This window comes from Pseudomonas sp. 3MAES_34.3B (assembly GCF_058145875.1).
On record NZ_CM176960.1, the window covers coordinates 4,506,767 to 4,521,214 of the forward strand.

Consider the following 14,448-nt stretch of genomic DNA (forward strand, 5'->3'; position numbering starts at 1 on the left):
CATGCGCCTGATCATCGTCAGTGGTCGCTCCGGCTCCGGCAAGAGCACCGCCCTCGATGTGCTCGAAGACAATGGCTTCTACTGCATAGACAACCTCCCCGCCGGGCTGCTGCCCGAACTGGCCGAGCGGGCGATCATCCATACTGAACTGGCTCAGCCACTGGTGGCCGTCTCCATCGACGCGCGTAACCTGCCTAGCCATCTTTCACGTTTTCCCGAATTGCTCGAGGAAGTACGAGAGAAGCACATCCAGTGCGACGTGCTGTTCCTTGACGCTGATGAAGAAACGCTCCTCAAGCGCTTTTCGGAAACACGCAGGCGGCATCCACTCACCAGTGCCGACCGCTCATTGGCCGAGGCGATCCGGGTAGAAAGTGACTTGCTGGGGCCGATTTCCGACCTGGCCGACCTGAAAATCAACACCACCAGCCTCAACCTCTACCAACTGCGTGACACGCTCAAGCTGCGGCTGCTGAACAAACCGGATGTGGGCACCGCCTTCCTGCTGGAGTCGTTCGGTTTCAAACGCGGGATGCCCGTTGATGCAGACCTGGTATTCGATGTGCGTTGCCTCCCCAACCCCTACTGGAAGCCCGAGCTGCGAGAGCATTCCGGCCTGGAGCAGCCAGTCATCGACTATTTGGCGGCGCAACCGGACGTGGAGGAAATGTTCCAGGACATCTCTGCCTACCTGCTCAAATGGCTGCCTCGCTTCGCCGCGAGCAATCGGGCCTACGTGACGGTTGCCATCGGGTGCACAGGCGGGCACCATCGCTCGGTCTACCTTACCGAGCGCCTCGGCTCGCTATTGCAACGTACCCTGAAGAACGTGCAAGTGCGCCACCGGGACCTTACCTGAACCCAAGGACTTACCACGCAATGCCCGCACTCGACATCACCATCATCAACAAGCTGGGCTTGCACGCACGCGCCGCCGCCAAGTTCGTCGGCATTGCCGGCCGTTTCCCCTGCCAGGTTCGTGTCGGCCGCACCGAAGCCAGCCTGGTCGACGGCAAAAGCATCATGGCCGTCATGATGCTCGCCGCCGGCAAGGGCACGCAGATCCACCTTAGCACCGAGGGCGAGCAGGCACAGGAAGCCCTCGACGCGTTGGTTGGATTGATCAACGACAAGTTCGACGAAGGCGAGTAACGGTAGGCGCTCTCAACCTTCCGGGAAGAGGCCGCCTACAAGGCAGGGGTTACACCGCGTTCACAGCGGCCTGGTAGCGTTTTTCGACTTCAGGCCAGTTGACCACGTTGAAGAACGCACCGATGTATTCAGGCCGGCGGTTCTGGTACTTCAGGTAATAAGCGTGCTCCCACACGTCCAGGCCCAGGATCGGCGTATTGCCCTTCATCAGCGGGCTGTCCTGGTTGGCGGTGCTTTCAACCACCAGTTTTTTCTCCGGCGTTACGCTCAGCCAGGCCCAGCCACTACCAAAGCGTGTCAGCGCGGCTTTGGTGAAGGCTTCCTTGAACGCATCGAAGCCACCCAAGTCACTCTCGATCGCATCTTTCACGTTCCCGGAAGGCTGGCCACCGCTGGCGGGCGCCATCACGGTCCAGAACAGCGAGTGGTTCGCATGCCCACCGCCATTGTTGGCCACGGGGCCTTTCAGTTTTTCGTCGAGGGTGGCGTATTCAGCAAGCAGCTTCTCTACCGGCCACTCGGCGTACTCGGTCGACTCCAGGGCGGCATTGAGGTTGTTGATGTAGGTCTGGTGGTGCTTGGTGTAGTGGATTTCCATCGTCTGCGCGTCGATATGCGGCTCAAGCGCGCTGTAGTCATAAGGCAGTGCAGGCAAGGTATGGGGCATGTCAGTGGACTCCGTATCGCGGATGGGCGCCGGTGTGGCGCGACTGTAGGCCCATGGCACCTGCGAGCAAGCTCGAGGTGCGGGGGTATTCGCCATGGACGGCGATGAATCCCAGCAGTTCCGTATAGGTGCGATTGCTGTGACGAAGCGCTGCTTCGCGCAGCGGTTGAGGCAGGTTCGATTGGCCAGCCGTGGAAAGCAGGTGCTCGTGCGCGGCGCACAGGTATTCGGCGCTTTCTTCGGGTTGGTGCAAATGAAGGTGAAGGTCCGCCAGGTTATGGTGCGAGACCACGAAGGCCATCACGGCCTCATCGGCGTTGCTCCAACGCTCGAAAAGGATCTGTGCCAAGGCCAGCGCCTGCAGATAATTCTCCCGCGCCTCTACCCACTGCCCCTGTTCGAAGAGGGCATTGGCGCGCTGAATGGTTTGTTTCCAATGGTCCATGGCCGCTCCGCTCGATAGCTGACGTAGAGGCAAAGCGCCTCATGAGATTGACTATTAGTTGATAATCAATCTCATTTCAAGCGAAGCGGCTGGATATTTATGAAAAGCTCAGCTTCCCGCCACTGTCATACGCTCGATCAACACCGAGCCGGTGCGCACGTTGCTGCGCAGTTCAAGGTCATTCCCTACCGCCACAATCTGGCGGAACATGTCTTTCATATTTCCTGCGATGGTCACTTCCTGAACCGGGAACTGGATTTCGCCGTTTTCCACCCAATAGCCAGCGGCACCACGGGAATAGTCACCGGTGACCATGTTCAGCCCGCTGCCCATCAGCTCAGTCACCAGCAACCCGCGGCCCATCTTACGCAGCAATGCGGCTTGGTCTTCGTTGCCATGGGTCACGAAGAGGTTGTGCACCCCACCGGAATTGGCGGTGCTCGGCATGCCCAGCTTGCGGCCCGAATACGTGCTCAGCACGTAAGAAACCAGCCGCCCGCCGTCAACAAAGGGCTTGGCGTAGGTTGCCAGGCCATCGCCGTCGAACCCTGCGCTGCCCAGAGCGCGGGGCATATGCGGCCGCTCATCAAGCGTCAGCCATTCGGGAAACAGCTGTTGGCCGAGCGTGCCTTCCAGGAAGGAGGACTTACGGTAGAGGTTGCCCCCGGATACCGCAGACAGGAAGCTGCCGAACAGCCCACCCGCCAACTCGGCGGCAAACAAGACAGGCACTTCACAGGTAGGCACGGGGCGCGCACCCAGGCGGCTGGCAGCTCGCTCGGCGGCCTTGCGGCCGATGGCCTCCGGAGAAGCCAGCAAATGGCCCTCACGGTTCACGTCGTACCAGTAGTCGCGCTGCATCTGGCCATCTTTCTCGGCGATCATCACGCAGCTGAGGCTGTGACGCGTCGACGCGTAGCCGCCGATGAAGCCATGGCTGTTCCCGTATACCCGGCAACCCTGATGGGTCGAGACTTGGCTGCCGTCAGCGTTGCGGATAAGCGGGTTGGCATCGAAAGCTGCCGCTTCACAGGCCAGCGCCAGCTCGATGCTTGCTTCGGGGCTGATATCCCAAGGGTGATACAGGTCCAGGGCCAGTAGATCGCGTGCCATCAGGGCGGCGTCCGCGAGGCCGGCGGCTTCGTCCTCCGACGTGTGTTTTGCAATGGCCAATGCCGCGGCCACCGTTTCGCGGATCGCCTCAGGGCCGTTGGCCGACGTACTGGCCGAGCCCTTGCGCTGGCCCAGGTAGAGCGTTATGCCAAAGCCCTGATCGCGGTTGAATTCAACGGTTTCCACCTCACGCTGGCGAATCGAGGTGGACAGCCCTTGTTCCAGGGACACCGCCACTTCGCAGGCGCTGGCACCTTGGCGACGGGCTTCGGCAATGATCTCTTCGACCTGTTGCTGCAGGAGCGGCAGGGCCTGAGGGCCAACGCTTTCGGCTGCTTTCATGGGATTCTCCACACTTCAAATACGGATCGCGGCAAGGGCCGATGCTGGCCGGGCCGGACAATCGGCCCCCGACTGGTTATCATGGCGGCGTTTATCAGCGGACGGCCCCCATGGTTGATTCATACGACGATTCCCTCGGCGAGGGAAAAAGCAAGACACAGGTCAAGCGTGAACTCCACGCATTGACCGAGCTCGGCGAGCGCTTGACCACGCTCAAGCCGGACCTGCTCGCCAAGTTGCCCCTCACGGAGCCGCTGCGCCGGGCCCTGGAAGAAGCACCGAAACATACCGCGAACGCAGCCCTCAAGCGGCACAGGCAGTTCATCGGCAAACTCATGCGCGACCAGGACACGGACGCGATCCTGGAACTGCTCGACCAGGTGGACGCGTCCACTCGCCAGTACAACGAGCGGTTCCATAACCTGGAACGCTGGCGCGATCGGTTGATCGCCGGTGACGATACGGTACTGGACAGCTTCGTGACCCAGTACCCTGAAACCGATCGCCAGCAGCTGCGTTCGCTGGTGCGCCACGCCCAGCACGAAGCCACGCACAACCGGCCGCCTTCGGCGAGCCGCAAGATCTTCAAGTACATTCGCGAGATAGACGAGCAGCAGCGCGGCCTGAGATAGGCCGCGCCAGCTTGCCCATGGGCGCCCGGCTCACGCGCCGGTGCCGCCCACGGTGATTGCATCGATCTTCAGCGTGGGCTGGCCTACGCCCACCGGTACCGACTGCCCGTCCTTGCCACACGTCCCTACCCCACTGTCCAACGCCAGGTCGGTACCTACCATCGACACCCGGCTCATGCATTCCGGGCCGTTGCCGATCAGCGTAGCGCCCTTCACCGGTGCGGTGATCTCGCCATCCTCGATGAGGTAAGCCTCGCTGGTGGAGAACACGAACTTGCCGCTGGTGATATCCACCTGGCCACCGCCGAGGTTGGCGCAATACAGGCCTTTCTTCACCGACTTGATGATTTCCTCGGGGTCGTGCTCCCCGGCCAGCATGTAGGTGTTGGTCATGCGCGGCATGGGCAGGTGCGCGTAGGACTCACGCCGCCCGTTGCCCGTGGCGGCGGCGCCCATCAGCCGGGCATTGAGCTTGTCCTGCATGTAGCCCTTGAGAATGCCTTTCTCGATCAAGGTGGTGCATTGGGTGCGGGTACCCTCGTCATCGACGCTCAGCGAGCCGCGGCGGCCTTGCAGGGTGCCATCATCGACGATGGTGCAGAGGCTGGAGGCCACCTGCTCGCCCACGCGGCCGCTGTAGGCAGAGCTGCCCTTGCGGTTGAAGTCGCCTTCCAGGCCGTGGCCCACTGCTTCGTGCAACAGCACCCCGGACCACCCGGAGCCAAGCACTACAGGCAAGGTACCCGCCGGCGCCGGCTTGGCGTCGAGGTTGACCAGCGCCTGGCGCAGCGCCTCTCGGGCATAACCCATGGCCCGCTCTTCGTCTACGAAGTACTGATAGCTGGTACGGGCGCCGCCGCCATGGCCGCCACGCTCGCGCCGGCCGTTCTGTTCCACGATCACGCTTACGTTGAAACGCACCAACGGGCGCACGTCGGCCGCCAGGCTACCGTCCATGGCGGCCACGAGAATGCGCTCCCATACGCCGGCCATGCTGACGGTGACCTGCTGAATGCGCGGGTCGAGGGTGCGGGTGTAGGCGTCAATGCGCTTGAGCAGCTCCACTTTCTCGGCGCGGGTCATCACGTCCAGGGGATTGTCAGGTGCGTAAAGCGCTTCGACAGTCGGTGCCTGGAACGCCTGCACACGCCCTTGCTGGCCCGCGCGTGAAATCGACCGCGCGGCCTGGGCAGCGAGCCCCAGCGCCTCGCGGGTAATGGTGTTGCTGTAGGCGAAGCCGGTTTTTTCGCCGGCCTGGGCACGAACGCCAACGCCTTGATCGAAATTGAAGCTGCCTTCCTTGACGATGCCGTCTTCGAGGGCCCAGGACTCGGAAATCTGCGCCTGGAAGTACAGGTCCGCGGCGTCAATGCCAGGGCCCGCCAGCTCGCTCAGCACACTGTTGAGGCTGTCGAGGTTCAAATCGCCAGGGGTCAGCAACTGCGCGCTGACCGTGGATAACATCTCGCTCATGTTCACTCCGCGAAAGAGGCAGGCCGCAAGGCGCCCTGCGAGGAAAACCGCCGGTGCGCCTGCACCGGCATACGCTCACGGATAGCCGCCTGTTCGGCGCTGTCGCGTGAGCTCAGTAATACCGCTTCGCCCGTGGCCTGCTGGGCGATCAGGCGGCCCCATGGGTCTACTATCGCCGCCTGACCGTGGGTATGCCGGGGGCCAGGATGTTCGCCCCCTTGGGCAGCGGCCAACACGTAACATTGGGTTTCTATGGCCCGCGCGCGAATCAGCACTTCCCAATGGGCCGCGCCGGTCACGGCGGTGAAGGCCGAGGGCACGCTGATCAGTTCAGCGCCGGCCTCGCGCAGCTGGGTATATAATTCGGGAAAGCGCAGGTCGTAGCACACACTCAGCCCGAGACGGCCGACCGGGGTTTGCGCCACTACCACCCTTTGACCATAGGCATAGTCATCAGACTCCCGGTACCGGGCCCGGCTGTCCTGCACGTCCACATCGAACAGGTGGAGCTTGTCGTAACGGGCTACTGTTTCGCCCTGATCATCAAGCAACAGCGAGCACGCGCGGGGCTTGCCACCAGGTTGCCCGTCGGGCGGCAGTGGGACCGTCCCAGCCACCAGCCACAGGCCGAAGTCTTTCGCACAGCGGCGAAGCGCCGGAAGGATGGGCCCCTCGCCCACCGCCTCGGCGCGCGCAATGGCTGCCGCGTCGCGACGTCCCATGGCAGCGAAATTTTCTGGCAACACAGCAAGCCGCGCACCCGCCCGGGCCGCCTGCTCCAGCAGATACCTGGCCCGCTCGAGGTTCGCCGCCAGGTCTGTCTGGCTCACCATCTGGATCACCGCCAGCTCCATTGGCTCCTCCAAGCTGTCGTGGAACGCGTTCCCTGCATCCTAACCCACTGGATCACGCCCGGCTAACTATCGGGTCGATCAACGGGATTTGTCGAAGGGCCGGTCGAGGCTCAGCTTCGGGTCCTTGAGCGGTCCTTCAACGCGGTATTTGACACTCATCAGGCGGGATACCCGATCTCCCAGCAGCTTGTCGGCCAGGAACAACGCACCGCCAATGGCAGGAGCGCCGACAATAAGCGCGGCGATCGGCAGGTTGGTGCTCACCGGCAGGGTTACCAACAGTTGCGCGTCTACCCGGTCGGCGGCCATGTCGAGGGTACCGTCCAGCTCAAGATTGCTCGAAGGGCCCGTCACGGTGATAGGCGTGCGGGTCACGTAAACACCGTCACTGGCGGCCAGTTGGCCTTTGACCTTGTCATAGCCGAGCCCCCGGCCCAGCAGGTCGGAAAAGTCCAGCCGCAGCCGGCGGCCGATGGCATTGAAGTTCAGCAGGCCGAACACTCGCAACGCCTGGGCGCCGCCTTCCACTTCCACGAACTGGCCATGGTTGAGGGTAGCGTCCAGGCTACCTGAATACCGCTTGGGGGCAGCCCAGGCGGGCGAGCCGGGCCAGCGCCCATCCACCGCCAGTGAAAAATCATGGCTGGTTACCGAAGGCGCGAAGTGCCAGGCCTTGAGAATATCGGCCAGGTTGCCGCCGCGTACATTGCCCTTGAACCAGCTCACGGTGCTCCCGGGGGAACCCTCCCAGCCACCGCTGCCCTGTAACTGCATGCCCTTCAGGCCCAGGTCCAGGTCGTTCAGTGCCAGCCCGCGCTCGGAAGGGCGCAACTTGAGGGACCAGGCGCCAACCAGATCGTCGCCCTGCCACAGCCGAGCAATCCGCACGTTCACCGGCGGCAGGCCGTGGGGGTCCACGTCCGCCAGTGGGTCGGGCGTATCGGGCGGGTCCTGCGCGGTGGCTTCCTGTACTGCAGGGGCAGGCAGGTGGACATCCTGCAGGTCGATGTCCAGCGGCACCGCCGCGCGGTCGGGCAGTGTGGCTTTACCCGTCAGCTGAGGGCTGTCTACGCGCACCATCCAATTGCCCGGCCCGCGATCGAGACGCACCCTGGCGTTTTCGAGCGATTGCCCGAATGCGCTGAGGTGCGCAATGGTCACGTCCGCGCTGCTCAAAGGCGCAGGGGTTGAGGAACTGTTGGCCGGCGCTTGCTCCGCCGCTTTGGCTTGCGGCAGGTACCGATCCCTCACGGCTTGCCAGGCCTTCAGGTCCAGCGAATCCATCACGCCGCGCACCCGCACACCTGTGGCATCGGGCAGGCTTGCCGTGCCCTCGCCTAGCAGCAGCTCGCCACGGCCAGCGCCTGGCGGGCTGGAGAACTGGCCGTTGGCGGGCTGATACACAACGCTTGCAAGGCTGGCGTAGGCCACGCGCATCAGCCGGTCGTTACCCTTCAGGCCCAGCTCGAAGCGCGTTGGGCGGCTGTCCCCCGCTGCCTTTCCGTAGGGCGCGGGAAGGTCCACGGTGGCTCCCGTGAGGTCCGAGTCGATACCCAGCCGGCTGTCCGGCCCGAGGTCCAGCTGCAGGCGGTAAGGAAATTCGCCGCTGGCGGGCAGTGGCTGCGGGTTGCCAAGCCAGCGGCTAAGGGTGGCCACGTCCATGCGGCCATTTACATTCACTCGAGTTAGCGGGGCCCCAGGAGCGCCCAGCGCTTCCAGCCCACCCGTGAAGGGCTTACCCAAGGCCTGCCCGGCCACGCCCTGAGCAGCCAGCCCCTTGTCGAGGTCGAACCGGAATGCCCCTTTGAGCTCGCTGAGTTCCAGCGCCGGCTCGGCGATCTTCAGGCGGGCGGCGGACGTGTTGAAATCCACAATCACCTTGGGCGGCTGGCCATGGGCGAGCGGGATATCCAGGTTCACCGCGCCGTGCAGCGGACCTTCACCCTGCCAACCCGCGAACAGCTCACCCGTGCCGATGGGCGCGGTCTGGAGGATCTTCACCCCGTCGCTCAGCGGCCCGTTAAAGTCGCCCTGTACCGTGAGGTGAGGTACCTGCCCTTCCGGCGCATGGGGGACCTTCACTTGAACATTGCTTACAGCTGTATCCAGCAACTGCCCCTGGCTGGCTTCGATGCGCACATCCCCGTCCTGGATGTAGACGTTGCCATCCACGCCGCTCACCGATGGCCAACCCGGCTGGAACGCGAGCGTCGCGTCGTGCACTTTGAAAAACAGGCTCAGGCTGCGGGCATGATCGGGCGCGGCGTGGGCCAGCGAGCCCTGATACTGGAAGTAGCCCTCATCCACGGCGCCTTTCTGCACCGCAGCGCGCAGCCAGTCAGCTACCTGAGGGCTGAGGGCTTCGGGCAGGTATTTGGGCGTGTAGCGCCCGTCACCCTCGTGTAGCCCCACCCGCAGGTCCATGTAGGGTTCCAGGCCTTCACCGAACGGCAAGCGGATCATGAAATCCGCCGCGATCTTGCCTTCCTCGCCCAGCACCTGGATCACCGGCGCCACCAGGCTGAAGCCGTCGCTGTTCAGCCGCCAGCCCAGCCGGGCGTGCGCCTCCTTGTAGTGCCATGGCTGTTTGAAGATCGGCCACAGGTGCAACATGAAATCCTGGGTGGCCAGGCGCAACTCGCCCTGCCCAAGGTCGCCGGAGATGCTGCCGCTGACGTTCGCCGCGCCTGGCGCGTTGTGGTAGGGCTCGAAGGCGACCTGCTCCAGGTTGGCTGCGAACTCCAGGCGGCGATCGCCGGTTTCCTGGGGCCTTAGCGTAAGGGTAAGGTTGCGCAGCGCGCCTCGGGGTTTGAGGCTGTCCACTGCGAGCGCGGCCTTGTCTGGCCAAGGCGCATAGGCATCCAACAGTGGCTGCAAAGGGGCCAGGTCCACTCGATCGGCCTGTACCTGCCATTCACTACCGACCTGCACAGCCTTCAGGCGAGTATCCCAGCGCTGGCCGCTCACGCTCATGGAGAGCGGCTGGGCAATGGCGGTGTAGCCGTTGTCGTTACGCTGGAGCCAGGCGCTAACCGCCACATCTTCCACCGCAGTGGGTGCCCGGCCATCAACGGCGCCCTCGATTCGCGGGGCATTGAGCCGCAGCGCGGCGCTGCTCACGTGCTGATCGGCCCAGTCAATCCACACTTCACCACCGGCGCGCAGGGCCTGGAATCGCCATTGCCCGGCAAAGCCATCCGGCAGCCACTTGGCCCAATCGCTCTGAGGCAGGCTCAACCACGCCTGGCCGGACGCGTTTTGCCAATGGTCCTGTGGCACCCGGGCGCGCAATTGAGCCGCCACGGGCTTGCCGTCCGGTAAACTCAACCGCAGGTCGAGGCGCTGCTCCCCCAGTAGCGAACGCAGGCTTGCACTGAGGTAGGTAAAGGCGAGAGGGTCGTGCTGCCATGGCCGGATGGTGAGCTGGCTGTCCAGCACGTTCAGCTCACCGAGCTGGCGCAGGCCCGCGAAGGCGCGGCCTGGATCGAATGGCGTGTCATCCTGGTGCTTCGGTAGCCCTTGCAGCGCCCAGCGACCGTCCTCGCCCTGCTCCAACGTAAGCTGCAAGCCTTCCACCTGCAGGGTATCGACTTGCGGCCGCAGGCTCACCAGGCTGCGCCACAGCGCGGGTACCATGCGCACCCGCTCCAGGTGCAGCGCGCCCGGCCCGCTGCCTACTGATACATCGCCGGCCACCAGCACCGGCGCCAGGCCGCTCCAGGTACCTTCCAACCGCCCGATGCCTACGGGCATGCCGAGCGCCTGGCTGGCTTTGGCTACTAGCTCAGGGCGATAGTCCCCGATCAAGGGCAATAGTTGCCGCCCGAGGCTTACATAGAGTGCCAGCAGGATCAGGCACAGCGCGCAGGCGCCGAGGCTCCAGCGAACGAGCGCGCCAGCCACTTGAGTCAAACGCGCCATGGAGAGGGCCTTGTACGGTTACGCAAATGACTCAGAGCAGCACCACATCGTATTGTTCCTGGGAGTACATGCTCTCCACCTGGAAACGAATGGTACGGCCAATGAAGGTTTCGAGTTCGGCCACATTGCCCGATTCTTCGTCCAGCAGACGGTCCACCACCTTCTGGTTGGCCAGCACGCGATAGCCTTCGGCCTGATAGGCCCGTGCTTCTCGGAGGATTTCGCGGAAAATCTCGTAACAGACGGTTTCCGGGGTTTTCAGCTTGCCGCGGCCCAGGCAGCACGCGCAGGGCTCGCATAGCACTTGCTCAAGGCTTTCCCGGGTACGCTTGCGCGTCATTTGCACCAGCCCCAGCTCGGTGATGCCGATGATGTTGGTTTTGGCGTGATCGCGTTCCAGCTGCTTTTCCAGCGTACGCAGCACCTGGCGCTGATGATCCTCGTCTTCCATGTCGATGAAGTCGATGATGATGATGCCGCCGATATTGCGCAGGCGCAGTTGCCGCGCGATGGCGGTGGCGGCCTCCAGGTTGGTCTTGAAGATGGTTTCTTCGAGGTTGCGATGGCCCACGAACGCGCCGGTGTTCACATCGATGGTGGTCATGGCTTCGGCTGGGTCGACCACCAGGTAACCGCCAGACTTGAGCGGCACCTTGCGCTCCAGCGCCCGCTGGATTTCGTCTTCCACGGCATAGAGGTCGAAGATCGGCCGCTCACCGGGGTAATGCTCCAGCCGGTCGGCGATTTCCGGCATGAGCTCGCCCACGAACTGGGTGGTTTTCTGGAAGGTTTCCCGCGAGTCGATGCGGATCTTTTCGATCTTGGGGTTTACCAGGTCTCGCAACGTGCGCAATGCCAGGCCCAGGTCTTCATAAATCACCGAAGGCGCACCGGCGGTCTTGATCTGCGTGGCGATCTGGTCCCAGAGCCGGCGCAGGTAGCGAATGTCCATGAGGATCTCTTCCGCCCTCGCGCCTTCGGCGGCGGTGCGCAGGATAAACCCACCGCTTTCCTGGATGCCCTCCTTCTCCACGCAGTCAGTAACTACCTGCTTGAGGCGCTCACGCTCGGCTTCTTCTTCGATCTTCAGCGAAATGCCCACATGGCTGGTGCGTGGCATGTACACCAGGTAGCGCGAGGGAATGGACAGCTGGGTGGTGAGCCGGGCGCCCTTCGAACCGATGGGGTCTTTGGTGACCTGCACCACCAGGCTCTGCCCTTCATGCACCAGGGCGCTGATGGTTTCCACGGCCGAGCCTTCGCGCAGCGAGATTTCCGAGGCGTGAATGAAGGCGGCGCGCTCCAGGCCAATGTCGATGAATGCGGCCTGCATGCCCGGCAACACTCGAACGACCTTGCCCTTGTAGATGTTCCCGACGATGCCGCGGCGCTGGGTGCGCTCTACGTGCACTTCCTGCAATACACCGTTTTCCACCACTGCCACCCGGGATTCCATCGGCGTGATGTTGATGAGGATCTCTTCGCTCATGACAGGCTCTCGTCAGGATGGTTGCCCCATGATGCCCGGACTGGCGGCGCGGCGCGACGCCAGCGTACGCTCACCGGGAAGTGCTCGGTTGCCAGCAGGCAATCCCGAAGCGCGCCAGCATGGCCGCGGTTTCACACAGCGGCAGGCCAACGACCGCTGAATAGCTGCCCTCTATCGCCTCCACGAATACCGCGCCCAGGCCCTGGATGGCATAGCCCCCGGCCTTGTCCGCGGGCTCGCCGCTGGCCCAGTATGCGTGGATTTCCTGCGGGGTAATGTGTCGAAAGCGTACCCGGGTGCTCACGCAGCACACTTCGCTGCGCAACTCGCTGTGCAGCGCCACGGCGGTGAACACTTCGTGCACTCTTGCGCTCAGGCCGTTGAGCATGCGCGCCGCATCGTGCTCGCCCTGCGGCTTGCCAAGGATCTGCCCGTCGAGGATGACCGCAGTGTCGGCACCCAGCACCACGGCCCCGGCACTCCCATGGCCAAACCCGGCAGCAGCCTTGGCGAGAGCCAGGCGCTGCACGTAGGCTTCGGGCGCTTCGTGGGGCAACGGTGTTTCGTCGATATCGGCCGATACCTGCGTAAACGGCACGCCGACCTGCTGCAGCAGTTCACGCCGGCGGGGCGAGCCGGAAGCCAATAACAGCGTACTCATGGGGACAGCTCCTTGTCATTGTGCGCTTCAGTTGATGTTGAAGCGTCGGCGCAAGCCCCGCAGGCCATAGCTCACCCAGGGCCACAGCAACGCGCTGACCACCGCCGGCAACACAAGCGCCAGGGTAGGCTGACGGTTACCGGTGAGCGCGCTCAGCCATAGCTGCACCAGTTGCATCACGCCCAGCACCACGAAGATCACCAGGCTTTGCTGCCACATGGGGAACATACGCATGCGTTGCTGGAGGGACAGCACCAGGAAGGTGGTAAGGCTGAGGATAAGCGCGTTCTGGCCCAGCAGCGTGCCATAGAGCACGTCTTCGGCCAGCCCCAGCACCCAGGCAGTGGTCATGCCGACCCTGCCCGGCGTATTCAGGCACCAGAAGGCCAGCAACAGTGACAGCCAGAGCGGGCGCAGCACTTCCATGAACTGCGGCAGCGGCGACACACTGAGCAGCAGGCCGATCAGGAAGGTCACCCAGATGATCCAGCCATGGTTGCGCCGGGTATTGACCATCAGTGGGCTCCTTGAGGCGCTGCGGGCACGGCCGGTGTTGCAGGCGCCGCCGGCGCGGTACGAGCGGGATGGCTGGCCGGTGTGGCAGGCCGCGCTGGGGCCGTGGCGGCCGGGCGAGTGGCCGCCGGCGCGGCCGGGTGGGTGCCTGACGCGGCCGGGTGCTGCTCGTGGCTATTGCTAGCAGCCGGTGCCGACGGGGTTGCAGCCGCGGCCGGCACTGTCGCAGGCGTGGCTGGGGGCGCCGTAACCGGCGCGGTAGCCGGCACCAAGCCGTCCTCTGCCTGGGCGGCATCGGCGGCGCGCTGCTCAGGCGTGCGGCTGTCAGAAAACACCAACAGCACATAACGGCTGCGGTTCAATGCGGCCGTGGGCACGGCGCGAACAATGGCGAAAGGCTGGCCGGAGTCGTGAATTACTTCCTTCACGGTGGCCACCGGGTAGCCCGCCGGGAAACGCTGGCCCAGGCCGGAGCTTACCAGCAGGTCCCCTTCCTTGATGTCCGCGGTATCGGCTACATGGCGCAGCTCAAGCCGCTCCGGGTTGCCGGTGCCGCTCGCGATGGCCCTCAAGCCATTGCGGTTGACCTGTACGGGAATGCTATGGGTGCTATCGGTGAGCAGGAGAACCCGTGAGGTGTATGGCATCAGCTCTACTACCTGCCCCATCAGCCCACGCGCATCCAGCACGGGTTGGCCCAGGGACACGCCGTCGCGCTCACCCTTGTTGATCAGGATACGGTGCGTGAAGGGGTTGGGGTCCATGCCGATCAGCTCGGCCACTTCCACCTTTTCGTTCACCAGCGTGGACGAATTGAGCAATTCACGCAGCCGCACGTTCTGCTCGGTCAGGGCCGCCAGCTTCTGCAGGCGCCCCTGCAGGAGCAGGGCTTCGGTCTTGAGCTTTTCGTTCTCGGCGATCAGTTCGGTACGGCTGCCGAACTGGCTCGCCACGCCCTGCCACAGGCGCTGGGGCAGGTCGGTGATCCAGTACGACTGCATCAGCACCAGCGACATCTGGCTGCGCACCGGCTTGAGCAGTGTAAAGCGGGCGTCGACTACCATCAGGGCGACCGATAGCACGGTCAGCACCAGCAGGCGCACACCCAGTGAGGGGGCCTTGGCGAACAGCGGTTTAATGAGCTGTTCCTCCTGGGCAAGAGGACGAAAGGTCTGTCATGGATCGG

Annotated in this window: 13 protein-coding genes; 3 read left to right on the plus strand and 10 right to left on the minus strand. The window is 63.8% G+C overall.

Annotated features, from left to right (window positions below; genetic code table 11):
- The first annotated feature begins 1 nt into the window (after position 1).
- The gene (gene rapZ, locus AC3Z8Y_RS20115; RefSeq protein ID WP_490087292.1) at positions 2–859 is read left to right on the plus strand and encodes an RNase adapter RapZ; all 858 of its coding nucleotides are present in this window, start codon (positions 2–4) and stop codon (positions 857–859) included.
- A gap of 20 nt (positions 860–879) precedes the next feature.
- Entirely contained in the window at positions 880–1,152 is a 273-nt protein-coding gene (locus AC3Z8Y_RS20120) for an HPr family phosphocarrier protein (RefSeq protein ID WP_181115460.1), read from the plus strand.
- A 49-nt stretch (positions 1,153–1,201) separates the two neighbouring features.
- Here AC3Z8Y_RS20120 and AC3Z8Y_RS20125 read toward each other — a convergent pair whose 3' ends face one another.
- From AC3Z8Y_RS20125 to pmbA, 3 genes are all read right to left on the minus strand, one after another.
- The gene (locus AC3Z8Y_RS20125; RefSeq protein ID WP_490087293.1) at positions 1,202–1,819 is read right to left on the minus strand and encodes a superoxide dismutase; all 618 of its coding nucleotides are present in this window, start codon (positions 1,817–1,819) and stop codon (positions 1,202–1,204) included.
- A 1-nt stretch (position 1,820) separates the two neighbouring features.
- On the minus strand, positions 1,821–2,264 hold the full coding sequence (locus AC3Z8Y_RS20130; RefSeq protein ID WP_490087294.1) for a DUF2753 family protein: 444 nt from the start codon (positions 2,262–2,264) through the stop codon (positions 1,821–1,823).
- Between the two features lie 108 nt (positions 2,265–2,372).
- Entirely contained in the window at positions 2,373–3,719 is a 1,347-nt protein-coding gene (pmbA, locus tag AC3Z8Y_RS20135; protein WP_490087295.1) for a metalloprotease PmbA, read from the minus strand.
- A gap of 110 nt (positions 3,720–3,829) precedes the next feature.
- Between pmbA and yjgA the strand changes: the two genes are divergently transcribed.
- On the plus strand, positions 3,830–4,351 hold the full coding sequence (yjgA, locus tag AC3Z8Y_RS20140; protein ID WP_181115470.1) for a ribosome biogenesis factor YjgA: 522 nt from the start codon (positions 3,830–3,832) through the stop codon (positions 4,349–4,351).
- A 30-nt stretch (positions 4,352–4,381) separates the two neighbouring features.
- Here the strand turns inward: yjgA and tldD are convergent, their stop codons facing one another.
- The 7 genes from tldD to mreC form a co-directional block, all read right to left on the minus strand.
- Positions 4,382–5,824 carry a metalloprotease TldD gene (gene tldD / locus AC3Z8Y_RS20145; protein ID WP_490087296.1) on the minus strand — a complete coding sequence of 481 codons (1,443 nt, stop codon included), beginning with the start codon at positions 5,822–5,824 and terminating at the stop codon, positions 4,382–4,384.
- A gap of 2 nt (positions 5,825–5,826) precedes the next feature.
- Positions 5,827–6,678, minus strand: a complete 852-nt coding sequence (locus tag AC3Z8Y_RS20150) for a carbon-nitrogen hydrolase family protein (RefSeq protein WP_490087297.1) — start codon at positions 6,676–6,678, stop codon at positions 5,827–5,829.
- 78 nt (positions 6,679–6,756) lie between these two features.
- A complete protein-coding gene (locus tag AC3Z8Y_RS20155; RefSeq protein WP_490087298.1) occupies positions 6,757–10,599 on the minus strand; it encodes a YhdP family protein in 3,843 nt (1,280 codons plus the stop codon).
- 31 nt (positions 10,600–10,630) lie between these two features.
- The gene (rng, locus tag AC3Z8Y_RS20160) at positions 10,631–12,088 is read right to left on the minus strand and encodes a ribonuclease G (protein ID WP_490087299.1); all 1,458 of its coding nucleotides are present in this window, start codon (positions 12,086–12,088) and stop codon (positions 10,631–10,633) included.
- Between the two features lie 70 nt (positions 12,089–12,158).
- Positions 12,159–12,749 carry a Maf family protein gene (locus AC3Z8Y_RS20165; RefSeq protein ID WP_490087300.1) on the minus strand — a complete coding sequence of 197 codons (591 nt, stop codon included), beginning with the start codon at positions 12,747–12,749 and terminating at the stop codon, positions 12,159–12,161.
- Positions 12,750–12,776: 27 nt separating this feature from the next.
- On the minus strand, positions 12,777–13,265 hold the full coding sequence (gene mreD, locus AC3Z8Y_RS20170; RefSeq protein WP_490087301.1) for a rod shape-determining protein MreD: 489 nt from the start codon (positions 13,263–13,265) through the stop codon (positions 12,777–12,779).
- Entirely contained in the window at positions 13,265–14,371 is a 1,107-nt protein-coding gene (mreC, locus tag AC3Z8Y_RS20175; RefSeq protein WP_490090055.1) for a rod shape-determining protein MreC, read from the minus strand. Before mreC ends, mreD begins: the two co-directional genes overlap by 1 nt.
- Between the last annotated feature and the right edge of the window lie 77 nt (positions 14,372–14,448).